The organism is Aurantiacibacter gangjinensis, from assembly GCF_001886695.1.
GTDB lineage: Bacteria > Pseudomonadota > Alphaproteobacteria > Sphingomonadales > Sphingomonadaceae > Alteraurantiacibacter > Alteraurantiacibacter gangjinensis.
The window spans coordinates 2,471,153-2,495,029 of sequence record NZ_CP018097.1; the positions used below are offsets into that span (position 1 = coordinate 2,471,153).

General features: G+C 63.1%; 21 protein-coding genes and 1 tRNA gene. 12 read left to right on the plus strand and 10 right to left on the minus strand.

All coding sequences use genetic code 11. The features are described from left to right. Nucleotides 1-6 precede the first annotated feature (6 nt). The gene (locus BMF35_RS12070; RefSeq protein WP_047006140.1) at nucleotides 7-2,862 is read right to left on the minus strand and encodes a TonB-dependent receptor; all 2,856 of its coding nucleotides are present in this window, start codon (nucleotides 2,860-2,862) and stop codon (nucleotides 7-9) included. A gap of 243 nt (nucleotides 2,863-3,105) precedes the next feature. Between BMF35_RS12070 and infA the strand changes: the two genes are divergently transcribed. The 5 genes from infA (at nucleotide 3,106) to BMF35_RS12095 (ending at nucleotide 5,251) form a co-directional block, all read left to right on the plus strand. Continuing rightward, nucleotides 3,106-3,360: a translation initiation factor IF-1 gene (gene infA / locus BMF35_RS12075; RefSeq protein WP_047006141.1), complete on the plus strand. Its 255-nt coding sequence runs from the start codon at nucleotides 3,106-3,108 to the stop codon at nucleotides 3,358-3,360. Between the two features lie 10 nt (nucleotides 3,361-3,370). Then, nucleotides 3,371-3,952 carry a Maf family protein gene (locus BMF35_RS12080; protein WP_047006142.1) on the plus strand — a complete coding sequence of 194 codons (582 nt, stop codon included), beginning with the start codon at nucleotides 3,371-3,373 and terminating at the stop codon, nucleotides 3,950-3,952. Beyond that, complete coding sequence (locus BMF35_RS12085) at nucleotides 3,945-4,922, plus strand: ribonuclease E/G family protein (RefSeq protein ID WP_047006143.1); 978 nt, start codon at nucleotides 3,945-3,947, stop codon at nucleotides 4,920-4,922. The genes BMF35_RS12080 and BMF35_RS12085 overlap by 8 nt, the downstream gene beginning before the upstream one ends. Then, nucleotides 4,906-5,076, plus strand: a complete 171-nt coding sequence (locus BMF35_RS12090; protein ID WP_047006144.1) for a DNA gyrase inhibitor YacG — start codon at nucleotides 4,906-4,908, stop codon at nucleotides 5,074-5,076. Before BMF35_RS12085 ends, BMF35_RS12090 begins: the two co-directional genes overlap by 17 nt. A gap of 100 nt (nucleotides 5,077-5,176) precedes the next feature. Beyond that, nucleotides 5,177-5,251, plus strand: a tRNA-Phe gene (locus BMF35_RS12095). 306 nt (nucleotides 5,252-5,557) lie between these two features. Here the strand turns inward: BMF35_RS12095 and BMF35_RS12100 are convergent. Together BMF35_RS12100 and BMF35_RS13700 are read right to left on the minus strand one after the other, a co-directional pair. Next, nucleotides 5,558-7,174 (minus strand): FAD-dependent oxidoreductase, encoded by a 1,617-nt coding sequence (locus BMF35_RS12100; RefSeq protein ID WP_047006145.1) that lies wholly within the window; start codon nucleotides 7,172-7,174, stop codon nucleotides 5,558-5,560. 115 nt (nucleotides 7,175-7,289) lie between these two features. Beyond that, nucleotides 7,290-8,006: a hypothetical protein gene (locus BMF35_RS13700; protein ID WP_047006146.1), complete on the minus strand. Its 717-nt coding sequence runs from the start codon at nucleotides 8,004-8,006 to the stop codon at nucleotides 7,290-7,292. Nucleotides 8,007-8,202: 196 nt separating this feature from the next. Here BMF35_RS13700 and purC point away from each other — a divergent pair, with 196 nt between their 5' ends. Next, nucleotides 8,203-9,012, plus strand: coding sequence for a phosphoribosylaminoimidazolesuccinocarboxamide synthase (gene purC, locus BMF35_RS12110; protein WP_047006147.1), 810 nt, complete (start codon nucleotides 8,203-8,205; stop codon nucleotides 9,010-9,012). Nucleotides 9,013-9,149: 137 nt separating this feature from the next. Next, nucleotides 9,150-12,005 (plus strand): M16 family metallopeptidase, encoded by a 2,856-nt coding sequence (locus BMF35_RS12115; protein WP_052765943.1) that lies wholly within the window; start codon nucleotides 9,150-9,152, stop codon nucleotides 12,003-12,005. Nucleotides 12,006-12,159: 154 nt separating this feature from the next. Here the strand turns inward: BMF35_RS12115 and BMF35_RS12120 are convergent, their stop codons facing one another. After that, nucleotides 12,160-13,377 carry a bifunctional alpha/beta hydrolase/OsmC family protein gene (locus tag BMF35_RS12120; RefSeq protein ID WP_173426180.1) on the minus strand — a complete coding sequence of 406 codons (1,218 nt, stop codon included), beginning with the start codon at nucleotides 13,375-13,377 and terminating at the stop codon, nucleotides 12,160-12,162. 58 nt (nucleotides 13,378-13,435) lie between these two features. On the opposite strand from BMF35_RS12120, the gene BMF35_RS13705 reads away from it, so the two are divergent. From BMF35_RS13705 to purQ, 3 genes are read left to right on the plus strand one after another with little or no spacing between them, the layout of a single operon-like run. Then, complete coding sequence (locus BMF35_RS13705; protein ID WP_156172058.1) at nucleotides 13,436-13,648, plus strand: hypothetical protein; 213 nt, start codon at nucleotides 13,436-13,438, stop codon at nucleotides 13,646-13,648. Beyond that, nucleotides 13,645-13,881, plus strand: a complete 237-nt coding sequence (purS, locus tag BMF35_RS12125; RefSeq protein ID WP_047006148.1) for a phosphoribosylformylglycinamidine synthase subunit PurS — start codon at nucleotides 13,645-13,647, stop codon at nucleotides 13,879-13,881. The genes BMF35_RS13705 and purS overlap by 4 nt, the downstream gene beginning before the upstream one ends. Then, the gene (gene purQ, locus BMF35_RS12130; RefSeq protein ID WP_047006149.1) at nucleotides 13,878-14,549 is read left to right on the plus strand and encodes a phosphoribosylformylglycinamidine synthase subunit PurQ; all 672 of its coding nucleotides are present in this window, start codon (nucleotides 13,878-13,880) and stop codon (nucleotides 14,547-14,549) included. Before purS ends, purQ begins: the two co-directional genes overlap by 4 nt. 206 nt (nucleotides 14,550-14,755) lie before the next feature. Here the strand turns inward: purQ and BMF35_RS12135 are convergent, their stop codons facing one another. The 4 genes from BMF35_RS12135 to glmU all read right to left on the minus strand — a co-directional run bounded on the left by BMF35_RS12135 (nucleotide 14,756) and on the right by glmU (nucleotide 20,689). Next, nucleotides 14,756-17,104 (minus strand): putative bifunctional diguanylate cyclase/phosphodiesterase, encoded by a 2,349-nt coding sequence (locus tag BMF35_RS12135; RefSeq protein WP_047006150.1) that lies wholly within the window; start codon nucleotides 17,102-17,104, stop codon nucleotides 14,756-14,758. A gap of 71 nt (nucleotides 17,105-17,175) precedes the next feature. Beyond that, nucleotides 17,176-18,999, minus strand: a complete 1,824-nt coding sequence (gene glmS / locus BMF35_RS12140) for a glutamine--fructose-6-phosphate transaminase (isomerizing) (RefSeq protein WP_047006151.1) — start codon at nucleotides 18,997-18,999, stop codon at nucleotides 17,176-17,178. Between the two features lie 23 nt (nucleotides 19,000-19,022). Then, entirely contained in the window at nucleotides 19,023-19,334 is a 312-nt protein-coding gene (locus BMF35_RS12145; RefSeq protein WP_047006152.1) for a hypothetical protein, read from the minus strand. Then, nucleotides 19,331-20,689, minus strand: a complete 1,359-nt coding sequence (glmU, locus tag BMF35_RS12150) for a bifunctional UDP-N-acetylglucosamine diphosphorylase/glucosamine-1-phosphate N-acetyltransferase GlmU (protein WP_047006153.1) — start codon at nucleotides 20,687-20,689, stop codon at nucleotides 19,331-19,333. The genes BMF35_RS12145 and glmU overlap by 4 nt, the downstream gene beginning before the upstream one ends. A gap of 62 nt (nucleotides 20,690-20,751) precedes the next feature. Between glmU and BMF35_RS12155 the strand changes: the two genes are divergently transcribed. Next, complete coding sequence (locus BMF35_RS12155) at nucleotides 20,752-21,432, plus strand: HAD-IA family hydrolase (protein ID WP_047006154.1); 681 nt, start codon at nucleotides 20,752-20,754, stop codon at nucleotides 21,430-21,432. 59 nt (nucleotides 21,433-21,491) lie between these two features. Further along, complete coding sequence (locus BMF35_RS12160; RefSeq protein WP_047006155.1) at nucleotides 21,492-22,664, plus strand: hypothetical protein; 1,173 nt, start codon at nucleotides 21,492-21,494, stop codon at nucleotides 22,662-22,664. Nucleotides 22,665-22,758: 94 nt separating this feature from the next. On the opposite strand, the gene BMF35_RS12165 is transcribed toward BMF35_RS12160, so the two are convergent. Both BMF35_RS12165 and epsC read right to left on the minus strand, forming a co-directional pair. Next, a complete protein-coding gene (locus tag BMF35_RS12165; protein ID WP_047006156.1) occupies nucleotides 22,759-23,133 on the minus strand; it encodes a DUF2794 domain-containing protein in 375 nt (124 codons plus the stop codon). Beyond that, nucleotides 23,133-23,849, minus strand: coding sequence for a serine O-acetyltransferase EpsC (gene epsC / locus BMF35_RS12170; RefSeq protein ID WP_047006157.1), 717 nt, complete (start codon nucleotides 23,847-23,849; stop codon nucleotides 23,133-23,135). The genes BMF35_RS12165 and epsC overlap by 1 nt, the downstream gene beginning before the upstream one ends. Nucleotides 23,850-23,877 lie beyond the last annotated feature (28 nt).

A 23,877-nucleotide genomic window follows, 5' to 3' on the forward strand; every position in this document is an offset into this window, starting at 1 on the left:
CCGCCATCAGAAGAGCTTCCTGAATTCGATTTCGAAGCTGCGACCCACCGGATCGATCAGGAACGGCTGGTAGCGCAGCGGCACATCGCCATTGCTGTCCGTCACGCGCTGGCGCGCGTCGAACACATTCTCCACATCGAAGCTGATGCGTGTATTTTCGAAAAACGGCACCGCTTCCACTAGCCAGTCGCGCTCCCCAAGGTCCACGAAGGTGCGAATATCGAGCGTGAACAGGTCGCTGAAAAAAAGGTCCGTGCTGCCCGCCAGTTCCGACCCCTCGATGCGCGAAGGGCCGACATAGCGAGCGAAGGGCAGCACGCCCATGCCATCGTAGAAGATGCCGCTGAACCAGCGCAGCGTATGACGCGGCTGTCCGCCGCCGGACAGCGCATCGCCTTCCAGCAGGTCGAGGCGCGGGATGCCCTCCGCAATCAGGACCGTATTCTCGAACTCGTAGGCGTAGTTGAAGCCGGCAAACCAGTTCCATTGCGGCGGGCCGTCATCGCCGCCGCCGAAACGCCCGAAACCGCGTCCGCGACCGCGTCCGCCGCCACGACCGCCACCGCGCGCCTGACCGGCTGCCGGAGGGCCACCGGCAGCGCAGAACCGTTCACGCAGGGCGGCGAAGCGTTCAGGATCGATGCGACCGTTCTCGCCCGTCAGCCGCTGGAGGATTTGCGGCGGGATGACGATCGGGTTGCCTTCCTCGTCCACCGGCGGATCTTCGCCATTGGCAGCGGCTTCGGCCGCAGCATTGAAGCGTTCGAGCAGAACCTCCGGATCGGTGCCGCAGAATTGCTCTCGCAAAGCTGCGAATTGTGCCGCGCCAGGGCGGCCCGCACCGCCGCCCGGGCCTGCGCCCTGTCCACTGCCCTGCCCGCCGCCGGGCCGACCACCGCGCGCGCCCTGCGGTGGCCCGCCGCCACCCGGACCGCCTGCTTCCTCTTCCGCGCCGCCAAAGCTGCCGCGGAAATTGAACTGTACGGAAAGGCGACGCACATCCTGCTCGGCAAAGGTCACGAAGCGATTGTCCAGCTCCAGCAGCGTGCCGTCGACATCGCGCGTCACCCTGCCGGGAAACGCCGCCTCGATCGCAGGCGTCAGCACCGGAAATCCCGCCGTCGTGTCTTCCGAATGGTTGTCGAAATACTCGATCTGCACACGGCCATTGTCGATGAAGCTGGCAAATTCGGGCAATTCCCAGTTCAGGCCGAATTTCCAATCGCTCTGCTGCTGGGCGGGCAGCAGTGGATTGCCGCCGGTGACCACGGTCGCGAAAACCGTTTCATTATTGAGGAAATCGAACACCGGCACATTGGGCGTGGCGATGGTGTTCGAGCCGAGCTGGGTGAGCGATGGCGAGCTTTCCGCGGAGAAATAGGTGGCGGTGAGCGACAGCCTCTCCGTCAGCCCCCATACCGCACCTGCCGTCCAATCGAACAATGTGCCGAAATCGCTCTGCTCGAACAGGTTGGCGCTGAAGTTCAGGCTGACATCCCCGATCGCGTCGCCGAAATCCTCCCGCCGGCTGGTGAGGGGAATGCTGGTGCTGGCGCCCAGCTGGAACCGGCTGCGGTCGAGGTCGAGAACGTCCGACAGGCTGCGCGTGTCGCTGCTCTCGATACCATTCCCGACATAGCCCGCCACCAGCGTCAGCGACACATCGCCGCCCGGCAACAATAGCGGATCGGTCTGCGCGGTCAGCAGGCTGGTGATGCGATAGGTATCGTTTTGCGCTACGGCGAACCCGGCGTCGGGAAACGGGCCGAGAGGTGCATCCAGCGCCAGATCGCCCGCGAGCGCGGCGGCGCGCAGATCGGCTGTGTCGAAGCGATTGGCAATGCGGCTTGTGCCGCTGGCGAGGTTCGCATCGGCCGTGGCGGTGATTTCCCAGTCGCCCGCCTCGGTATTCAGCGTCGCGCCGAAGGAATAGCTGTCGCCGTCCCTGTCCACCACCAGGGGATCGAGGGCGTTGAACGTGCGCAAGACCGGCGCACTTGCCGGATCGGGCCCTTGCAGCAGCACACTGTCCAGCCCCTGGAAGCTGGTGCCCTCTTCATATCCGTAAGTAGCATTGAGGCTGAGCGACGTGCCCGCATCACCAATGGCGGTCGTCCAGTTTGCTGTCGCTTCCACCCCGGTGGATTCTCCGCGCAGACTGCGGAAAGCGGCGGGGTCGGGATCGGTGCTAAATGTGGGGACCGCACTGTCGGGCTGGATGATGCCGCGTTCGGCCTCGGTAAGCAGTGTCGAGTTGTTGACTTCGACATTCAGATTGAGGCGGCTGGGATCGTTGAGGCGCAGATAGGCGATGTCGGCTTCCTGGTTGGAGAAACCGCCTGCCCAAGGCTGCGAGTATTCGAGCTCCACCGTGGTGCTGGAAAAGTCGTCCTTCAGGATGATATTGACCACGCGCTGGTCGGCGGAATAGCCGAATTCCAGCGCCGTCTCCTCGTTCAGAACCTCGAAGCGCTCGATCGCCTCGCTGGGATAGCTGCGCAATTCGCGGAAAGACGAGATACGGCGGCCATTCACCAGGAACACCTGCCCCCCGCCGCCGCGTCCGCGATTGCTGGAAACCTGCGGGCCGAGAAGCTCGACGAGATCGGAAATCGTTGCCGCGCCATAGGCGGCAATCGCTTCTTCATCCAGTTCGAGGATTGGCGGCTGGTCGGTATCGACCAAGCCTGCAAGGCGCGCACCGATCACCACGATCTGGTTCAGATCGTCATCCGCTGAATCCTCCGGCGCCGGAGTATCCTCGTCCTGCGGCGGCTCCGGAGGGGCGTCCTGCGCGCCGACCGGCGTAGAAAAGCTTGCACTGGCAAGCGCGATGGCGCTGCAGGAGAGGATGAATCGCAAAGCGTGAACTCCGAAAATGGCGGCGCAAGGTCTTACAAATGCGCCTTTTCGCACCATATGTTTGTGGCAGGCCCTAGAGGCAATACCGGCTCTTGTCGTAGACTGTCGCAGATTTGCGTCGCCTGTTCGTCGATTAGATCACCTGAACAACGCATGGCTTCCCTTTCTCGCATCGCGGCGCTAAAGGGCGCGGCCACGGATATGGCGGCTTTCCGCCGCAGACCAAAAGGACACAGATACTGAATGGCTAAAGAAGAACTTCTCGAAATGCGCGGCAAGGTGGTGGAATTGCTGCCCAATGCCATGTTCCGCGTCGAGCTCGAGAATGGCCACGAAGTGCTGGGTCATACCGCAGGCCGCATGCGCAAGAACCGCATTCGCGTGCTGGTGGGCGATGAGGTGCTGTGCGAACTGACGCCGTACGACCTGTCGAAAGCGCGCATCACCTACCGCTTCATGCCGGGCCGCAGCGGCCCGCCGGGTTACAACCCTTCGTAAATTCGCGGGCATGACACCGCCCGCTTCAAAGCTCGTCCTCGCGTCGGCCAGTCCGCGGCGGCGCGAACTGCTTATGCGTATGGGCGTGGAGCCCGACGGCATAGCGCCCGCCGATATCGACGAGACACCGCGGACAAGCGAATTGCCACGCGACTATGCCAAGCGCATGGCGCGCGAGAAAGCCGCCGCCGTGAGGGGCGAAGGTGCGTATGTGCTGGCAGGCGATACGGTCGTGGCAGCAGGTCGCCGCATCCTGCCCAAGGCCGAGGACGAAGCGACCGCGCGGCGCTGCCTCGAATTGCTCTCGGGCCGACGCCACCGCGTCCTGTCCGCCATCGCGCTCGCCGCCCCTGACGGCACGATGCGCGAGCGGCTGAGCGAGACGCAGCTGAAATTCAAACGCCTCTCTGCGCAAGAGATCGACGCCTATATCGCTAGCGGCGAATGGGAAGGCAAAGCAGGCGGTTATGCCATACAGGGCGCAGCGGAAGCGCTGATCCCGTGGATACAGGGCAGCCATTCGGGCGTGGTCGGCCTGCCCCTTTACGAAACGCGCACGCTGCTGAAAGCTGCGGGGTTCCGCATTGGCTGAGTGGCCAAACAAGACATGGCTGGTCGAGCGCGGGATCGGCGAAGACCGGTTCTTACTGCTCGAGGGAGAGCAAGTGCTCGCCGCCCGGATCGAAGTGCATGGCGAACCGAAACCGGGCGACGTCTATACATGCCGATTGGTATCCCGCACGGCAGGATCGGCACGGGGCACGGTGCATGCCGATGCAGGCTTCGACATTCTCGTCGACAAACTACCGCGCGATGTCTCGGAAGGCAGCACGCTCGACATACGGCTGACACGCGCACCGATTGTCGAACGGGGCCGGACGAAGATGGCGCAAGGTCGTCTCGCCGACGCCTCCGATGCCGTCGAAGAGCGGGCGGAAGCGCGCGAAGTGGCGCAATTTCCAGCCGGGCTATGGGAAGACGTGTGGGATGCCGCCTCCAGCGGACGCCTCGCATTCCCCGGCGGCGAAATCCTCTGCTGCCCCACCCCCGCCATGACCGTTATCGACGTGGATGGCGACCTCGCGCCCAAACCGCTCGCGCTCGGCGCAATCGAGGCCATCGCACAGGCGCTGCGCTGGTTCGCAATCGGCGGCTCCGTCGGCATCGACTTCCCGACATTGCAGGCCAAGGCCGACCGCGCCGAAGTCAACACGGCCCTGGACGAGGCCCTGTTGGATTGGCCGCACGAACGCACTGCCATGAACGGCTTCGGCTTCGTGCAACTGGTTGCGCGGCTGCGAGGCCCGTCCCTGCTCGACCGCTTTGCCACCGCCCGGACCGCCATGTGCGCGCGCTTCGCATTGCGGATGGCGGAACGCGCGCGAGGCGATGGCGGAATGCTGGCGCTGCGCATCCATCCCGCCTTACGCGCGCATCTTACGGAAGACTGGATCGCCCAGCTGGCACGCCGCATCGGCAAACCTGTCCGCATCGAGACCGACCCGGCCCTTGCACTGGAAGCGCCCAGTGCTCAGATCGTGCATCATGACAGCCAGAGCTAAACCCTGCCCCATCTGCAAGAAGCCGCGCGAGGCCGAGTTCGCGCCGTTCTGTTCCGAGCGGTGCCGCGACAGGGACCTCGCGCAGTGGTTCTCCGATGGCTATGCCGTGCCGGGCCAACCGGCCAATCCGGAAGATTTGGCGCGCGAGGAATAGTTTTGCGGTGAATGGGTCTTGCCAAGGCGGCGAGGCTTCGCCATAGGCGCGCTCTCATTCGCTTGCAGGACGCTCCGATGACGCCCCGCTCGAATGGTGTGCCTGAGTAGCTCAGGGGTAGAGCAGACGATTGAAAATCGTCGTGTCGGTGGTTCAAATCCGCCCTCGGGCACCATTTTTCTCTTTGATTGGCCTCAAGCGCCGGCGCCGCCATCCGGCGGCTTGGCTATCCTCGCCTGAGTCCCTCCGGCTTCGCCTGCGGGGCGGCTGCGGGCGCGCATTCGCGCTTGCCTCGCCTTCGGCTCGGTAAACTCGCGCAGGATTTCTGCGTAGCGCGGGTATCATCGCGAATAGCGACGACAGCCCGCGGAAGCGGAGCTGGCCGTAGGTCAATTGCGGGCCGGCCGGTAGGCTGAAAGCCAAGCATCGCGGATGCGATGCGCCCGGCGTTTGAGGGACTAAAAAAAAGAGCAGTTTGAGGCTACTCAAACTGCGCAACATGCTCCCACGCTGCGCTGATGACCACGCTGCCTTCGCCCACTGCGCTCGCCACGCGCTTGGTGCTGCCCGATCGCACATCGCCGATGGCGAAAATGCCGGGCGTCGAGGTGGCATACTGGCTGTGCGCATCCTTCGTATCGTCGCCCGTCAGCACGAAGCCGCGCTCGTCCAGTTCGACCAACCCGCTCAGCCAGCCCGTATTGGGCGCAGCGCCGATCATGATGAACACGGCGGCGCAGTCCAACCGCGTATCGCCGTCGGGGCCGGTCAGGGTCACCCCCGACAGCGTGCCCTCACCGCGCAGCTCGGTCACTTCGGTCTCGTAATGGATGGTTATGGCCGGGTCGTGCTCCAGCCGGCTGGTGAGATATTCGCTCATCGACCCTGCAAGACTGTCGCCGCGCACGATGACATGCACGTGCTTGGCGGTGCGGCTGAGATACATGGCCGCCTGCCCTGCCGAATTGCCGCCGCCGACCACCACGGCATTACCGCCGCGGCAAAAGCGCGCCTCCATGTCGGTGGCTGCGTAATACACGCCCGCGCCCTCGAACTCTTCCAGCCGGTCGAGCGGCAGGCGGCGATATTGCACGCCCGTTGCCACCACCACTGCGCGCGAGCAGACCTCCTGCCCGTCTTCCAGCGTGGCGCAAAAGGTGCCGTCCTCGCGCTTTTCCAGCCCGCGAACACGGCGCGGCATCGCGAAGCGCGTGCCGAATTTCAGCGCCTGTATCTCGCCGCGATAGACAAGGTCCGCGCCGGAAATGCCGGTGGGAAAGCCCATATAGTTCTCGATGCGGCTGGATGTGCCCGCCTGTCCGCCCACGGCGGTATCTTCCACCACCAGCGCACACAGCCCTTCCGCGCCTGCATAGACGCCAGCCGCCACGCCGCCGGGCCCGCCGCCGACGATCATCACGTCGTAGCTCTGCTCTTCACAGATATCGAGATCGAGCCCGAATTGCTGTGCGACCTTGCGCGGCGTCGGGTCCTCCATAATCTGGTCCTTGCCGACGATGACCGAAGGCTGGTGCCCGCTCAGGTCGCAGACCTGCCGCGTCTCGTCGTCGCTACTGTCCATGTCGTAACTTTCATACGGCACGCGGTTCCTTCGCAAGAAGCTCTCGACGCGCTGCACCGCCGCGTCACGGTCCGCCCCGATCAGCTTGATGGAAGAGTTTTGCAGCTCGAACTGCTTGCGCCGCCGCGCGGCGAACACGCCAATGATGTGATCCGAAAGCTCGGGCACCCGGCCCATCAGATCCAGCATGTCCTGCCGGGGGGCGGCGATCACGCGGGTATCCTGCGCCGCACGCATGGGCAGGTAATAGCTGCCGCGATTAAGGAAGCCGATTTCGCCCATGAACTGCGTAGGGCCGAGCGAACTTTCGAGCAGTCTCTCGCCCGACCACGGATCGACCACTTCGATCTCGCCTTCCAGTACATATAGGAACTCGTCCATCCGGTCGCCCGCATTCACGACCATCTCGCCCGCCTCGTAACTGCGCTTCGTGCCGATATCGCAGATCATGGCGACATGGTTATCCGCCAGCGGCACGCGGCGCATTGTCTCCAGGTCGGCGGCAATCGATTCCATGGCTGGGGGCTCCTAGACGAACAGTTGGTCCGTCTAGGAGATGGCAGGCCATGCTACAAGAAAAGAGGCTCGCGGTTGGTCTCCCACTTTAAGCCCCACTCTAGAAATACGCTGATTAAGGGGTCACGTTAAAATTCGATATCACCTCGTAAGTTATCGATTCGTTGTTCGCTTCGATAACTCTTAACCGCGCGCCGCGATAAGCAATGATGTCGGATTCAGAGAGATCATACTCGGCATCGTTGGAGAACGCAGGTCGCGCAAGACTGCCAGAGAACTCGCGATAGCTGACGCGGATACGATCGCCGACGCGTCCACTGTAGATGAGAGTTTGCTGAAAGTCGTTGCTCGTCAAAAAGCCGCGCTCAGTGAACATGTAGGGATATTCGGTATCACAGATCGATTCTCCAATGCCATAAGCGCCACGCGCGATCACACACGTTTGCTGTTCCTCGGTAGAAAAGCGAATACCCTCTGGCCATGATCCTGCACCAGCGTCAAATATACCTCCGCCCATAGAGAGCGTTCCGACCTCAGGGTCGGGACTGTTCCGTTCGAATGACGTGAAAATGTACTCTCCCTCAGCACCAGTCATTCGGTAAAAGCCGGACGATAGCTCGAATGCACCAATAGGATTGGGCTCAGGCAGCCAAACGCCGCGAGTGGTTGTTTCAGTTCCCTGCTTAACCATCTCTTCGCCGAGCGATCTGGTCAACTGTGCACCTAGCTGAGGAAAGCTGACCTGCCTTACTTCGGGCACGTAATTGTTTTCCACCGTCGCACATCCACTGATGGCGATCATGACTACGCACACACTAAACAATTTTCTCATTATGCCCCCACTTATCAAAAGTACTGGAGCGGTTGATGGCGCTATAGGTGTGGCCGGTCAAGCCAGTACAAGCCCCCAATTGCTCTGCCCTGCCTATGGGTGTATAGGCGCTGCTTCACTGTGCGCCCCGGCCCCCCGCGAAAACCGTTTCGCGTTGCCGGGGCGCTCGCTTTTTCGCGTTTGAAAGGCATCGCCCATGTCCCGTCGCCGCCAGCTTTACGAAGGCAAGGCCAAGATCATCTATGAAGGCCCGGAGCCGGGCACGGTGATCCAGTATTTCAAGGACGATGCGACAGCCTTCAACGCCGAAAAGCGCGGCACGATCAACGGCAAGGGCGTGATCAACAATCGCATCAGCGAGCATATCTTCACGCGCCTTTCGCATATCGGCATCCCCACCCACTTCATCCGCCGCCTCAACATGCGCGAACAGCTGGTGCGGCAGGTGGAAATTATCCCGCTGGAAGTGGTGGTGCGCAATGTCGCGGCAGGCTCCATCGCCAAGCGCCTCGGCATCGAGGAAGGCGAAATGCTGCCGCATACGCTGATTGAATACTACTTGAAGGCCGACGATTTGGGCGATCCGCTGGTCTCCGAAGAGCATATCGCCTGCTTCAACTGGGCCAGCCATGAAGAGATGATGGACATCTCCTCCATGGCCATCCGCATCAACGATTTCCTGAGCGGCCTGTTCGCCGCCGTCGATATCCGCCTGGTCGATTTCAAGCTGGAATTCGGGCGGCTCTACGATGGCGATTTCAGCCGCGTGATCCTGGCCGACGAGTTCAGCCCGGACAATTGCCGCCTGTGGGACATGACCACGAACGAAAAGCTCGACAAGGATCGCTTCCGCCGCGACCTGGGCGGCGAGGAAGAGGCCTATCAGGAAGTCGCCCGCCGCCTCGGCGTGCTACAGAAGGACGAGGACAACTCGCCCGGTGAAGTGCTCGATATGGACGCCCACCGCTCCCGCCTGCGGCAAACTCCGAATAAACCGAAGAAGTAGGTAACAGATCTACCCTAAAGGCCTGTTGCACCGCGTTCATTTCTGCCGCACTATCCTGGTAGAATGACCGCGGGGGCAGACAGGTCGCAATGGCATCCCCCGTCTTCACGAGTTTTTGACGAGAGGGATATTTACCGATGATCATCCGGCACGCGCTGCTGCGCAGCGTTTCAGTCGCCACCATGGCGCTTGGCCTTTCCATGGCCGCTCCGGCCCTTGCCCAGCAGGGCCCGGTCGAGGGTTGGGGACTGGAGGCGACCGATGTCGTGCCCGATCCCGATATCGTTTATGGCCAGCTGGAAAACGGCATGCGCTATGCCATCCGCGCCAACGATACGCCGCCCGATGCCGCATCCTTCCGCATGCATGTGAATTTCGGCTCGCTGGGCGAGGCAGAGAACGAGCGCGGCCTTGCTCACTTTATCGAGCACATGGCCTTCAACGGCTCCACCAATGTGGCCGAAGGCGAGATGATCCCGCTGCTCGAACGGCTGGGCCTCGCTTTCGGGGCGGACAGCAACGCCTACACCAGTTTCGACGAGACGGTCTATATGCTCGATGCGCCGAATGTGGACGAGGAGACGCTCGACACCGCGCTGTTCCTGCTGCGTGAGACCGCCAGCGAGCTGACCTTCACGCCCGAAGCGGTGGACCGCGAGCGCGAAGTCATCGTGTCCGAGCGCCGCGTGCGTGACACGCCGCAGCTCGACAATTTCCGTGACCTGTTCGAATTCCGCATTCCGGGCACGCGCTACAATACCCGCTTCCCCATCGGCACGGATGAGGTGCTGCGCGAAGCCCCGGCCGACCGCCTGCGCCAGCTCTACCTGCGGACCTATCGCCCCGAGAACACCACGCTGGTGGTGGTCGGCGATTTTGATGTGGCAGAAATGGAAGCCGACATTATCGAGCGCTTCTCCGATTGGCAGCCCGTGGGCGACGCGGGTGGTGATTTCGAGTTCGGCGCCGTGGACTTTAACCGCGACGTCGACTTCGACACCTTCGTAGAGCCTTCGATCGCGGAAAGCGTCGCGATCTTTCAGCTTTACCCCTATACCGATCCGGCCGATACGGTAGCGGAGCGGCGCAACAGCTTCCTCTTCCGCATGGCGGAAACGATGTTCGATCGCCGTATCCAGCGCATCGCCAACCAGGAAGACAGCCCGCTGCTGGGCGGCGGCTTCTCGCTCAGCTCGGATGAAGGCGTGGCCGATTACAGCGTGGTCAGCGTGTCCACCCGCGATGGTGCGTGGGAGCAAGGCCTCTCGATCATCGAGCAGGAACTGCGCCGCGCGCTGGAATTCGGCTTCACCGAAAGCGAGCTGGAATACGCCAAGACGCAATACGAAGCGGGCCTGCGCCGCAGCGTGGAACAGGCCGATGCGCGCAATAGCCGCGGCCTTGCCATGCAGATCGTCAACGTCGCCGCAGAAAACGACTTCATCAGCGCTCCCGACTACTGGTACGACCTTTGGCGGCAGCAGGAAGACACGCTGACGCTGGATGCGATCAACGCCTATTTCCGCGAAAAATGGTCGCAGGGCGCGCCGCTGGTGCGTGTAACGGCCAAGGAGCTGGAAGGCGGCGAAGATGCCGTGGCAGCTGCCTTCAACGCCAGCACCGCTGTCGCGGTAGCCGCGCCCGAAGACAATGCGTCCGTAGAGTTCGCCTATAGCGACTGGGGCACGCCCGGCACCGTGGTGGAGGACACCATGATCGAGGATTTGGGTATCCGCACGGTCACTTTCGCCAACAATGTGCGCCTGAACATCAAGCAGACCGATTTCGAGCCCGGCCGCGTACGTTACAATGTCAATATGGATGGCGGGTCCTTCGCCATTGCCGACCAGAACCCCACTGCGGCAGGCATCTACCTGCAGATCGCGTCTGCCGTCGGCGGCCTTGGCCAGCACAGCTTCGACGAGATTACCGAAGCGACCGCAGGGATGCAGGTCTCGGCCGGTATCAATGCCGATACCGACACGTTCGGCTTCGGAGGCACGACCAATCCGGATGACTTACTGATGGCGATGAATACCGGCGCTGCCTATCTCACCGATCTTGGCCTGCGCCCAGAGGCAGATGCCCGCTTCGGCGCGGTGATCGATGCCGTGTGGGGTCAGTTTGAATCGCAGCCGGGCCAGGTCTTCGGCCTGCGCTCTGGCGAGATGATTGCCGATGGCCGCTACACCACCTTCCCGTCCCGCGAGGAACTGGGCGCGGTGGACCGCGAGGCCCTGCGCGCAGCCGTGCTTTCCGCTGCCGAGAATGGCGCTATCGAGATCGGCGTGGTCGGCGACATCGACCCGGATACGGTCATCGAGATCGTGTCGCGCAATTTCGGTGCACTGGGTGAGCGCGATGCCGACTTCGCCGATTACGAAGAGCAGCGTGAGCTGGCTTTCGTCGACCTCTCCGGTGAGGACGTGAACCGCTACACCCATTCCGGACAGGAAGACCAGGCACTGGTCGGCAGCATCTGGCGCACCACGGACGATGGCGATTTCCGCGAGGATATGATCCATTCAATGCTGGTGGGCGTGCTGCGTCTGAAAGCCATCGAAACGCTGCGCGAGGAACTGGCCGCCACTTACAGCCCCGCTGTCAGCGGGTCGACCAGTTCCGATTTCGAGGATTACGGCACGATCAGCGTTTCGGCCGTGATCGACCCTGCTCAGACCGATGAAGTGCAGGCGATTGTCCATCGCCTCGCGATGGAATTGCGCGACGAGCCCGTGTCGGACGATTTCCTGCTCCGCGCCCGCCAGCCCGTGCTGGAACGTGTACGACAGTCGCGCGAGGACAACGGCTTCTGGCTGGGCGTCGCTTCCGGCGCGCAGAGCAAGGCCGACCGCCTCGACCGCATCCGCACGCAGATGGAAGTGCTGGAAAGCATTACGCCCGAAGATATCCAGGCGATGGCGCAGCGCTTCCTCGTCGACGAACGCCGCGCCGATGCGCTGGTAGTCTATGAGGCACCCGACGCCGAGTAATTCCCGGCGGGATTGATTGAGAGAAGGGCGCGTCGGCGAAGGTCGGCGCGCCCTTTCTCATTATCGTCACCCCGGACCTGATCCGGGGTCGGGCTTCATTTCAGTCGCACAAAAGAATAGCCTTGGCCCGGGTCGGGTCCGGGCCGACGATGAGCTACTCCACCAGCGTGGAATGGATATGCAGATCGCCCAGTATCGTCTTGTGAACGGGGCATTTGTCGGCAATTTCCATCAGCCGCGCGCGCTGTTCTTCGGTCAGATCACCCGATAGCTCTATCGCGCGGTCGATCACCTGGATCGGGCTGCCGTCCTTGTCGCAGTCGAGGCAATCTTCGGCGTGGTCACGGCTGTGCTCAAGCTCGATCCGCACGCTGTCGAGCGGCCATTTCTTGCGTTCCGCATACATCTGGATCGTCATGCTGGTGCATGTGCCCAGTGCGGAAAGAAGCAGGTCGTAAGGCGTCGGCCCATGGTCGGAGCCGCCATAGCTGACGGGCTCGTCCGCGATGAACTCGTGACTGGCGGTGCGGACCCATTGCGCGAACTTTCCGCCTGCCGTGGACACCTCGACCGTGCCGCCGAAGGGTTCGCGCGGCTCTGCCGGCAGGTCCGCCAGATAGGGCGCGGCCCATGCAGCAATGAGATTGGCGGCGTTCTCGGCAGCGCCGACTTCGGTCAGCAAGTGGTCGGCATTGTCCAGCGAGAGGAAACTCTTGGGATGCTTCGCCGCCTCGAAAATTAAGCGCGCATTCTCGATGCCCACGACCTCGTCTTGCGGGCAGTGCATCACCAGCAGCGCCTTGCCCAGATTGGCGATGCGCTTTGCCTGCGGCTGGTCGCGGCCCTGTTCCAGAAAGCCGCGCGCGATGCGGAATTTGCGACCCGCCAGCGTCACCTCCCCCTCGCCCGCTTCTTCGATCTCGGCAATGGCATCGCCGAAATGTTCAAAGACATGCTCTGCATCGAAAGGTGCGTTGAGCGTGACGACGCCGCGTGCCTGCGGCACATGCTCGGCCGCGGCCAGCACGGCAGCACCGCCCAGCGAGTGACCGATCAGCAGCAGCGGCGGCAGACCGCGCGCATCCAGCGCTTCTGCGGCAGCGGTCAGGTCTTCGACATTGGTGGCAAAGCCCGCATTGGCGAAGTCGCCATCGCTGCCGCCAAGCCCTGTAAAATCGAAGCGCAGCACGGCGATGCCCTTGGCCGCCAGCGCGCTGGCAATGCGCGTGGCGGCGTGGCTCTGCTTGGTGCAGGTGAAGCAATGTGCGAACACGGCGGCGGCCTTAGCCTTTACGTTAAGCGGCAGCTCCAGCCGCCCGTCCAGAATATGGCCGTGCTTGCCGGTGAAGGTGAATTTTTCGGTCGCGATCATGCGCTTGTCCTGCCCTGTCCTACATCGCCTCATCGCTGTAACGCGCCGGGTGATGACTATGTTTCGCTTCGTCTCGATTTCGCTGCCGGTCGCCTCCGGGTTGCAGCCACTTTTGCGCCCGAAGGTTTTTGCCTTCAGGACAGTGCTCCATGTGCTCCAGGTTAGCCATCCTCGCATGGGCAAATCGGCGTTTGCGCCCTTGCCCGCGCGGCGCTCTATCGCCATAGGCGGCGGCAACAGCTTCACCCCCTTGAAAGGCCGCATCCCATGAAAGTCCGCATCCATGTCAGCCTGAAGCCCGGCGTGCTCGACCCGCAAGGCCGCGCCGTCCACCATGCGCTGGAAGGTCTGGGCTATGAAGGCGTGAACGATGTGCGGATCGGGCGCCTGGTGGAGCTGGACGTGGCCGACGACACCAGCGATGCTGCGCTCGAAGCCATGTGCGAGGAGCTGCTCGCCAACATGGTGATCGAGAACTACCGCATCGAGAAGGTGCAGCCGTGAAGACCGCCGTCGTCACCTTCCCCGGCTCCAATTGCGACCGCGACATGCAGGTCGCGCTGCGCGAGGTGTCGGGGCGCGATCCGGTGCGCGTCTGGCACGGCGATGCCGACCTGCCCGATGGGCTGGACTTCATCGCCCTTCCCGGCGGCTTCTCCTATGGCGACTACCTGCGCAGCGGGGCGATGGCAGCCAACAGCCCGATCATGCGCTCGGTCGTGAAAGCCGCAGAGCGCGGCGTGCCGGTGCTGGGCGTATGCAACGGCTTCCAGGTGCTGACCGAAAGCGGCCTCTTGCCGGGCGCACTGATGCGCAATGCGGGCCAGACCTTCATCTGCCGCACGGTGGAGCTGGTGGTGGAGAATGCGCAGAGCATGTTCACCCGCAGTTACGAGGCGGGCGAGACGGTCCGCATCCCCGTCGCCCATCACGATGGCAACTACTTCGCCGATGACGTGACGCTCGACCGCTTGGAAGGCGAAGGCCGCGTGGCGTTCCGCTATAGCGAGAACTGCAACGGCTCACAGCGCGATATCGCTGGTGTGCTGAATGCGAAGGGCAATGTGCTCGGCATGATGCCCCATCCCGAACGCGCCATCGAAGACGTGCAAGGCGGTAGCGACGGCCGCCGCCTGTTCGAAAGCGTGCTGGGGATGCTTGAAAGGGTGTAAAAGCGCTGTCCTACAAAGATCGGCAGGCGTCACAGCGAGCCCGCTCTTTGACAGTCATCGCTATCTGACACCCGATCGCGAGCGAAGCGAGGGCTAGCCTGTCCTGAGCCTGCCGAAGGGGCCGACCGCCCGCCCGCAGCGGGCACGCAGCGAAGGGGAGTGCATCTAGCGAGGACGAAGGCGCGGATGCGCCTTCGCAAAACCAATCAAGCCGCCTGCCGCCCCTTAACCACCAGAGAACGCGCTTCCTGCGCAGGCATGGGTCGGCCGAAGTAGTAGCCCTGGATCTTGGTGCAGCCCAGCTCGCGGATCAGCGCGGCCTGCTCGGCGTCCTCCACCCCTTCGGCGGTGGTGCTCATGTCGAGACTATGCGCCATGGCCACCACCGCGCGGATGATGGCGAGGCTTTCCTGGCTGTCCTGCGCGGCGCCCTGCACGAAACTGCGGTCCACCTTGATGGTGGAGAAACGCAGCGTGCGCAGATAGCCGAGCGATGAATAGCCGGTGCCGAAATCGTCAAGCGCGATTGAGCAGCCCAGCGCCATGATCTCTTCCAGCGTCTGGCGCGCCGTGCGGCCATCGCGCAGGAACACGCTTTCGGTCACTTCCACTTCCAGCCTGTGCGCGGGCAACCCGGTTTCCGCCAATGCGCGCACGATTGTGCTCGCAAAAGCAGGCTCCAGCAATTGCTCGCCCGAGACATTGACGGCCACCTTGATCTCGTCCGGCCAGCGCGCCGCCTCGCGGCATGCCTCGCGCAGCACCCAGTCGCCAACGGGCACGATCAGGCGCGTGTCTTCGGCCAGCGGGATGAACTTGGCGGGGCTGACCGGCCCATGCTCCTTGCTGTTCCAGCGCAGCAGCGCCTCGAAACTGACGATGTGCTCGCTGCGCGCATCGACCACCGGCTGGAAATGCAGCTCCATCTCGTCATTAGCGATGGCGTGGCGCAGCGCCCCTTCCAGCTTGCGGCGTTCCTCCGCATGGGCGTGGAGAGCAGGCATGTACTGGAAGTGCGAATTGCCGCCTTCATCCTTGGCCTTGTAAAGCGCGAGGTCGGCATTGCGCATGAGCATCTCCACCGACTGCCCGTCGCGCGGACCGATGGCCGAGCCGATGCTGGCACCGATGAAAAGCGTGTGCGCGTCGATTTTGTAGGGCTGCGAGAGGGTTTCGATCACCAGTCCGGACAGGTGATCGATCCGCTGGCGATCTGCCGCATCGCGAATGACGATGGCAAACTCGTCTCCGCCCAGACGGCCGACCTGCTCGCCCTCGCCCACCACGGCGGCAAGGCGGCTGGAGACTTCGGCCAAGAGCTTGTCGCCCAGCTGGTGGCCGAGCGAATCGTTGACCGCCTTGAACCGGTCCAGATCGATCATCAGGAAAGCGCAGCGCGTCTTCCATTGCTCGGCATATTGCAGCCCGTCACCCAGCGCCTCGGTCAGCATCAGGCGATTGGGAAGGCCGGTCAGCGTGTCGTAACGGGCGAGATAGGCGATCTTGTCGTCACGGTCGCGCTGTTCGGTCACATCGGACCCCACGCCGCGGAAGCCGATAAAGGCGCCTTCCTCATTGTGCATGGGGCTGCCGGAGAGCTCCCACCAGCCGCGCTTGCCGGCCATGTCGACCTGCACCAGAAGGTTGGAGAAATGCTCGCGCCGCTTCAGCTTTTCGGCAAGCTCGTGCAGGCTGGGCGGGAAATCGCCGCTATCCCAATAGGTTCCCGCAATCACCCTTACGAAGCTCTGGCCCTCCAGCGCATCGGGCTCGGCTCCCAGCGCGAAGGCGAAGCGCGGCGATGCGGAGCGGATGCGGCGATGGGTATCGACCTGCCACAGCCAGTCGGACGCCTTCTCCTCATATTCGCGCAGCAAAAGCGAGACGACCTCGTCCTTCTCGGCCACTCCCGCCTCTGCAATCTTTGCCGACAGGTATGTGCGCGCCGACTGGAAAGAGGCGGTGACGATGGCCAGCGTATAGGCACCGCTCGCAATGGCGAAAGCGATGTTGCCCGTGGCGAGGAAGGACAGCGCGCCGGTAAAGCCAACCACCAGGTCGAACATGATCGCGGCCACAGGCGCGCTCGCCATGGAAGCGGCGCTTCCGGCCATCAGCATCGCGATCAGCGCCCAGAGCGCGTAATGATCGGTAGTACTGCCCTGCGGCACGAAGAAGATGAGCGCCAGCACCCATGGAAGGGTGCATCCGAACACACTGGCAGCTTGACGGGTGAACTCGCTACGCTGGAGGCCGCGCCGCTCGACATCGATCAGCGCCTTGTCCATGCGGGTCGCGTTCCAGACGGCGAGGATGACGCCGAGCAGCCAAGTCACCAAGATCCATGTGGCGATATCACCCGCATAGAGCGTGACGGCGAGCATGGCGGCAAGGCCATGCGCGGCAATGCGCGTGACGGAAACCTTGTGAAGTTCGGCATATTGGAGAGCGCGCAACCGGCTCCAGTCGCCCTCACCGGGGTCGCGAAGGCCGATCACCTGCAATGCGCTTAGCCGCAAAGGCAGGCTCGGAAGGCCGGAATGCTTGTCGCTCACCCGGACGCGGTAGCCGCACAATGGTTATCGCGGGGTAAAGCGCAGCTCCGGTTTCTCGATAAAGTCGAAATTTATTCGACGGTTACAGACTTTGCCAGATTGCGCGGCTGGTCCACATCCGTGCCCTTCGCCACGGCGACGTGATAGGCCAGCAGCTGCACCGGCACGGCATAGACGAGCGGCGCAATCAGCGGGTGCACCTTGGGCATTTCGATGACCGCCATGCAATCCTCGCCCGCCTGCTCGATACCTTGCTTGTCGGAAATCAGCACGACCTTGCCTCCGCGCGCCTGCACTTCCTGCATGTTCGAGACCGTTTTCTCGAACAGCGGACCGGATGGGGCGAGCACGATCACCGGCACCTTGTCGTCGATGAGCGCGATGGGGCCGTGCTTCATCTCGCCGCTCGCATAGCCTTCGGCGTGGATGTAGCTGATTTCCTTCAGTTTGAGCGCGCCTTCCAGCGCCAGCGGGAAATCGGCCCCACGGCCCAGATACAGCACGTCGCGCGCCGGCGCGATCAGATGTGCCATTTCGGCAATCTCTTCATCATGGTCGAGCGCCGCGTTGAGGCAGGCCGGAGCCTCAAGCAGATGTTCGACGATGATGGCTTCCTCGTTGCGGTTGAGCAGGCCTTTCTTCACCGCGAAATGCGCCGCCAGTGCCGCCAGCACGGCAAGCTGACAGGTGAACGCCTTGGTCGAGGCGACGCCGATTTCTGGCCCGGCATGAGTGGGCAGCAGCAGGTCGCTTTCGCGCGCCATGGAACTGGTGGGCACGTTGACGACACTGGCGATCACCTGCCCCTGTTTCTTGCAGTGCTGCAGCGCGGCGAGCGTATCGGCAGTCTCGCCGCTCTGGCTGATGAACAGCGCCAGCCCGCCCTTGGGCAGGATCGGCTCGCGGTAACGGAACTCGGACGCAAAATCGATATCGACTGGCACGCGAGCGAATTGCTCGAACCAGTATTTTGCCACGAGACCGGCGTAGTAGGACGTACCGCAAGCAACGATGGTAATCCGGTCGATGGCGGTGATGTCGAAATCGATCTGCGGCAGGGCCACGCGCTGTTCGCCAGGGCGCAGATAGCTGCGCAGCGTTTGCGCGACGACGGTTGGCTGCTCGAAAATCTCCTTCTGCATGAAGTGGCGATACTTGCCCTTCTCGATGGCGGATGCGGACGCGCCCGACGTCGTGATCTCTCGCTCTACGATTGTGCCATCGGCGTCGTGGATTTCGGCGCTGTCGCGTGTGATGACGACCCAATCGCCTTCTTCGAGATAGGCGATCTGCTGCGTCAGAGGCGCAAGCGCGAGCGCATCGGAGCCGAGGAACATCTCGCCCTCGCCATAGCCGACCACCAGCGGGGAGCCGAGCCGCGCGCCGATCAGCATGTCTGGATGGTCGCGGAAGGTGATGGCGAGCGCGAAGGCACCGCGTAGGCGCGGCAGCACTGTCTGCACCGCTTCTTGCGGCGTCATGCCTTCTTCGATCCGGCGCGACAGCAGGTGCGTCACCACCTCGGTATCGGTCTGGCTCTCGAAGGTGCGCCCATCGGCGCGCAGCTCGTCGCGCAATTCCTTGAAATTTTCGATGATGCCGTTGTGTACCACGGCAACATGCTCGGTCGCATGGGGGTGCGCGTTCTGCTGCGTCGGCGCGCCATGCGTGGCCCAGCGCGTATGCGCGATTCCGGTATGGCCGGGGGCCGGATTTTTCGCCAGCTCCTCGACCAGATTGTTGAGCTTGCCTTCAGCGCGGCGACGCTGGAGCTGGCCGTCATGCACCGTGCACACGCCAGCGCTATCATAACCGCGATATTCCATGCGGCGCAGCCCGTCGATCAGACGCGCCGCGACATCGCGTTCACCCACAATTCCGATAATTCCGCACATAAAATCTGGCCCTTACTCCCGCGTCAGTGCGGAAAATTCTTGTCGACGAACATATGGGTGAATTGCACCGGTTCCGGCTCGGTTCCATTCTGCTCTATGAACTTCAGGCGGCCCTTGGTCCAGAATTCCCGGATCGCCGCGTCCATGCCATCGGGAAACTGCATTCGCGAGCGCACGATCTCGCGCCAGCTGCCTTCGGCCTCGAATGTCGCGCGGAAAAACGGCTCTGCCTCTACCAGCCAGGCTTGGTTTGCCTCGTCCAGATGGCCGATCGTATCGAGCACGTAGGAATCGAGCAGCCGGAGGAAAGGCTTGCCTTCGTAGCGGTCGGTCACTTCTTTTCCGCCGCCTTTTTCTTCTTCATCGTGTCGTGGAAACGGTCTGCCCAGCCAGGCTTCACCATCTGGTCGGCGCGCACCATGCGCAATTCGCCCTCGCCCACATCGCGGCTGACGGCGCTGCCTGCCGCCACAATGGCATCCGCGCCGATAGTGACGGGCGCGATCAGGGATGAGTTGGAACCGATGAAGGCGCGCGGGCCGATGGTCGTCTTGTGCTTGAAATAGCCATCGTAATTGCAGGTGATGGTGCCAGCGCCGATATTCGCGCCCGCACCGACCGTGGCATCGCCCAAATAGGTGAGGTGGCTTGCTTTCGCCCCCTCGCCCAAGGTGGCCTTTTTCATCTCGACGAAATTGCCGATCTTGCTGTCCTTCTCCATCACGGAGCCGGGACGCAGGCGCGCATAGGGGCCGACATCGGCATTCTCGCCGACGCGCGCACCTTCCAGATGGCTGAATGCCTTGATCGTCGCTCCTGCCGCCACGCTGACGCCTGGGCCGAAGACGACGTTCGGCTCGATCACCACGTCGGCGGCGATGGCGGTGTCGTAGCTGAAGAAAACGGTTTCAGGCGCGCGCAGCGTTGCGCCGCCTTCCATGACTTCCCCACGCTTGTAGGCCTGCCATTGCGCCTCGGCGGCCGCTAGTTCTGCGCGGCTATTGATGCCTGCCACCTCATCCGCGCTGTCGCAGGAAACCACCGCGCACGACCGGCCATCGGCGATGGCGATATTGACGATATCGGGCAGGTAGTATTCCGCCTGCGCGTTCTCGTTCTTGACGCGGGCGAGCAGCGCGAACAGGTCTTCGGAGCGAGCGGCAAGCAGGCCGGAATTGCACATGCGGCAGGCACGCTCGTCCTCCGTCGCGTCCTTGTACTCGACCATCTTGAGGATGCGACCCTGCTGGCTGACCACGCGGCCATAGCGCAGCGGATCGTCGGGTTCGAAGCCAAGCACCACGGCGGCAGGGGCATCGTCGCCGCGCAGCCGCTCGATCATCGCCTGCATGGTAGATGCCTTCACGAAGGGCACATCACCATAAAGCACCAGCACATCGCCCTCGAACCCGCTCAGCGCCTCCTCGGCCTGCTGCACAGCATGGCCGGTGCCCAGCTGCGGTTCCTGCACGGCGAAGGCGACACGACTCGCGAGTCGCTCTTCCAGCTGCTCGCGCGATTCGCCCACGATGGTCACGAGCTTTTGCGGCCCTAGTTCCTCAACCGATGACAGCAAATGTTCGATCATCGATCGGCCCGCAACTTCGTGCAGCACCTTGTGCAGGCTGCTTTTCATGCGGGTGCCCTTGCCCGCGGCAAGGATGATGGCGGCGATCGGTCGGTTGCTCATGGTGAGCGCCCATGGCAGCAAATGATTGCAGTTTCCAGATGCTCGCCCCACATGGCGCGGCCATGACCGATTTTCCTTTCGACATCGTCCTTTTCGACCTCGACGGCACGCTGGTCGATTCCGCGCTCGATCTTGGCCCCGCCATCAACGTGGCGCTGGCCGCGGAGGGGCGGCGCAGCGTGCCGCTGGCGGAAATCCGCCAGCTCATCGGCGGCGGTGCTGGCATCATGCTGGAACGCGCGCTGGAAGCCACCGGCGGGGCTGTGAGCGAGGCACGCTTCGACGAACTGCTCGAAGTCGTGCTGGAACAATACTGGGCGCATATCGCTGACAATACCGTGCTTTATGACGGCGTGCTGCAGGCGCTGGACGAGCTGGCGTCGCGCGGCTGCACCCTAGCGGTCTGCACCAACAAAGCCGAAGAACCCGCGCGCGAATTGCTCGGCAAGCTCGGCATCGCGCAGAGGTTTGCCGCGATCTATGGCGGCGATACGCTGGGGCGCGAGAATGCCAAGCCCGCGCCGGACATGCTGCTTGCCGCCATCGCCGATTGCGGCGGCGGCCGCGCGGCGATGGTGGGCGATACGACATACGATGTGCGCGCGGCCAAAGCTGCGGAGATACCGGTCGTGGTCTTCACCGGCGGCTATCTCGATGCGGTGCCGGAGGAGATCGGGGCAGATGCGCTGATGCCGCATTTTACCGAATTGCCCTCGGCGCTCGATGGGCTGGCGGTGTATTGACTTTGTAACACAGCGCGCTAGTCTCCTGCCCCGGGACAATAAGGGGGAGAACCTCGCACATGTATAGCGAACAGGATTTGCGCGACGCCGTAGCTGGCGGGGCCATCACCGAAGACGCGGCGCAATCGCTGCGGGCGCATGTCGCGCAAATGCGGCAGATGCCCATCACCGATGAGGAAAACTTCCGCCTTATCAATTCCTTCAACGATATTTTCGTCGCCATCGGGGTGGTCATCATGCTGCTTGCGGTAGGCGCGATCGGGCAGGCGATTGCCGGGGCAGTGGTTCCGTTGCCGGATTATCCTGGGTTCGTCGAAGCCACTGAAGAGCAATGGCGCGCTTACCAGAACGCGGACGAAAGCCGCGTCTTCCTCACTTTCGTTTTCGGTGGTGGCATGGTGGCCGCGACCGCGTGGATACTTGCCGAGTTTTTCACCAAGCGTCGCCGCATGGCCCTGCCAAGCATCATCCTCCTGCTCGCATTTGTGGGCGGCCTATTCTTCGCTGTGTTCGGCGGCGCCGTGATGGCTTTGACTGGCGGTGACATGTCAGGCGACCCGGGTGAGCGCACGATCGCGATTATCGCAGCGCTTGGCGCGTTGACAGCTGCCGGCGGCGCATTCCTTCACTGGAAACGCTTCATGGTGCCGATCACCATCGCCGCCGGTGCAGCGGCGCTCGCAGGCACGGTTATCGCGCTCTTGCTCGCCGCCATCGGGCCTGGAACCGACAATGCCGAGACCGTCCTGTGGTCGCTCGTCTTCGTCGCGGGGCTGGCCGTTTTTGCCTTCGCCATGCGCTGGGACATCAGCGACCGCGAACGCAAGACACGCCGCGCGGATGTTGCCTTCTGGCTGCACCTTCTCGCCGCGCCGATGATAGCGCACCCGATCTTCGCGCTGATCGGCGTGATGGACAACGACATGCTCGGCGTCGGCTCGGCTATCGGTGTGCTGGCGGTATATGTGGTGTTCGGCCTGGTGGCTCTCGCCATCGACCGGCGCGCATTGCTGGTGTCCGCACTGATCTATGTGCTGATCGCGCTGACATTCCTGTTCGACCGCTTCGGCGCTGTCGAGCTGACCTTCGCTCTGACCGCGCTGGTGATCGGATCGGCCCTGCTGACATTGTCGGCCTTCTGGACCACGATCCGCGAGAAGCTGGTGCTGGCCCTGCCCGGCGACGTGCAGGCGCGGCTGCCCGTCGTCGGTCCGCTGGCTCAGCCCGCCTAACCAAGCGCGACATATCCGCCAAAAGTGTCGGGCGGCTATCCGAAGCGCGATGCGCCACCTGATAGCCGCCCGAACTGTTTAAGCTTTCAAGAAATCAGCTACCGACCAGCTTCACCAATCGCCGCTCCACGGGCGCTAGCACGCCTGCCAGCTCATGCCCGCGCTTCAGCACCTGTCCGTGTTCGCCGAAGAGCGCCCACATGCCTTGTCGCTGGCGCAGAGACGGGCGTTTTTCAAGCCGCATCTGCGGAACCTCCGCTGCGCGCCGGAATGCTGCGAAGGTGGCGCAGTCGCGCGTGAAATCCATCGCATAATCGCGCCATTCGCCCGCCGCGACCATACGGCCGTAGAGGTCGAGGATGCGCGTCAGCTCCAGCCGATCAAAGCCCACCTGCTGCGGCGGGCGCTGGCCGGGAAATGCCACGATATTGGGAGCGCCGCCTTTCGCGCCATTACCGCCTCGCTGCATCAGCGGCGTGTTCCCGCTTTGCGCGCGGGCACGCTGCCTGTTGCGGGCAAGCCTTTCTGCAAGGCTTCGAGCTGCTGGCGCAATTCGGCAATCTCGCCTTCCAGCTTCTCGATGCAATCACGCCCGACCTCGCGCGCCTCCTCGCACGGCTCATCGCAGGGCGTGCCATAGGGGATGAAGTCGCGCATCCATTCTTCGGCGGGCATCAGGGTAGAGCGCGCCTTCACGCCGACCATGGTCGCGCCTTCGGGCACATCCTCGGTGACTACGGCATTGGCACCCACGCGGGCGCGCTTGCTGACGGTGATCGGACCGATCACCTGCGCGCCGGAGCCGATGATGACATTGTCTTCCAGTGTCGGGTGCCGCTTGCCGCCCTTCCCGTTCGTGGGATTGGTGCCGCCCAGCGTCACGCATTGGTAGATCGTCACATTGTCGCCGATTTCGGCGGTTTCGCCGATGACGGTAAAACCATGGTCGATGAAGAAGTTCTTCCCGATCCGCGCACCCGGGTGGATGTCGATGGCCGTCAACCAGCGGGAGATATGGTTCACCAGCCGGGCGAGGAAGAACAGCTTCGCCTCGAACAGCCAATGCGCCACACGGTGCAGGCCAAGCGCCAGCACGCCCGGATATAGCAGCACTTCCCAGCGCGAGCGCGGCGCCGGATCACGGGCCTGGATCGAGTCCAGATAGGCGGTCAGTCTATCGAACATTGCTCATCAGTTTCCCATCAAAACCCGT

Bases quoted from the DNA above. Each gene is read 5' to 3' on its own strand.
- purS (WP_047006148.1), top strand. From the start codon at position 13,645: ATGAAAGTCCGCATCCATGTCAGCCTGAAGCCCGGCGTGCTCGACCCG.
- BMF35_RS12120 (WP_173426180.1), bottom strand. From the start codon at position 13,377: ATGATCGCGACCGAAAAATTCACCTTCACCGGCAAGCACGGCCATATT.
- glmS (WP_047006151.1), bottom strand. From the start codon at position 18,999: ATGTGCGGAATTATCGGAATTGTGGGTGAACGCGATGTCGCGGCGCGT.
- epsC (WP_047006157.1), bottom strand. From the start codon at position 23,849: ATGTTCGATAGACTGACCGCCTATCTGGACTCGATCCAGGCCCGTGAT.
- BMF35_RS12115 (WP_052765943.1), top strand. From the start codon at position 9,150: ATGATCATCCGGCACGCGCTGCTGCGCAGCGTTTCAGTCGCCACCATG.
- BMF35_RS12100 (WP_047006145.1), bottom strand. From the start codon at position 7,174: ATGGAATCGATTGCCGCCGACCTGGAGACAATGCGCCGCGTGCCGCTG.
- BMF35_RS12155 (WP_047006154.1), top strand. From the start codon at position 20,752: ATGACCGATTTTCCTTTCGACATCGTCCTTTTCGACCTCGACGGCACG.
- BMF35_RS12090 (WP_047006144.1), top strand. From the start codon at position 4,906: ATGACAGCCAGAGCTAAACCCTGCCCCATCTGCAAGAAGCCGCGCGAG.
- BMF35_RS13700 (WP_047006146.1), bottom strand. From the start codon at position 8,006: ATGAGAAAATTGTTTAGTGTGTGCGTAGTCATGATCGCCATCAGTGGA.
- purC (WP_047006147.1), top strand. From the start codon at position 8,203: ATGTCCCGTCGCCGCCAGCTTTACGAAGGCAAGGCCAAGATCATCTAT.
- BMF35_RS12080 (WP_047006142.1), top strand. From the start codon at position 3,371: ATGACACCGCCCGCTTCAAAGCTCGTCCTCGCGTCGGCCAGTCCGCGG.
- glmU (WP_047006153.1), bottom strand. From the start codon at position 20,689: ATGAGCAACCGACCGATCGCCGCCATCATCCTTGCCGCGGGCAAGGGC.
- BMF35_RS13705 (WP_156172058.1), top strand. From the start codon at position 13,436: ATGTTTCGCTTCGTCTCGATTTCGCTGCCGGTCGCCTCCGGGTTGCAG.
- BMF35_RS12165 (WP_047006156.1), bottom strand. From the start codon at position 23,133: ATGCAGCGAGGCGGTAATGGCGCGAAAGGCGGCGCTCCCAATATCGTG.
- BMF35_RS12160 (WP_047006155.1), top strand. From the start codon at position 21,492: ATGTATAGCGAACAGGATTTGCGCGACGCCGTAGCTGGCGGGGCCATC.
- infA (WP_047006141.1), top strand. From the start codon at position 3,106: ATGGCTAAAGAAGAACTTCTCGAAATGCGCGGCAAGGTGGTGGAATTG.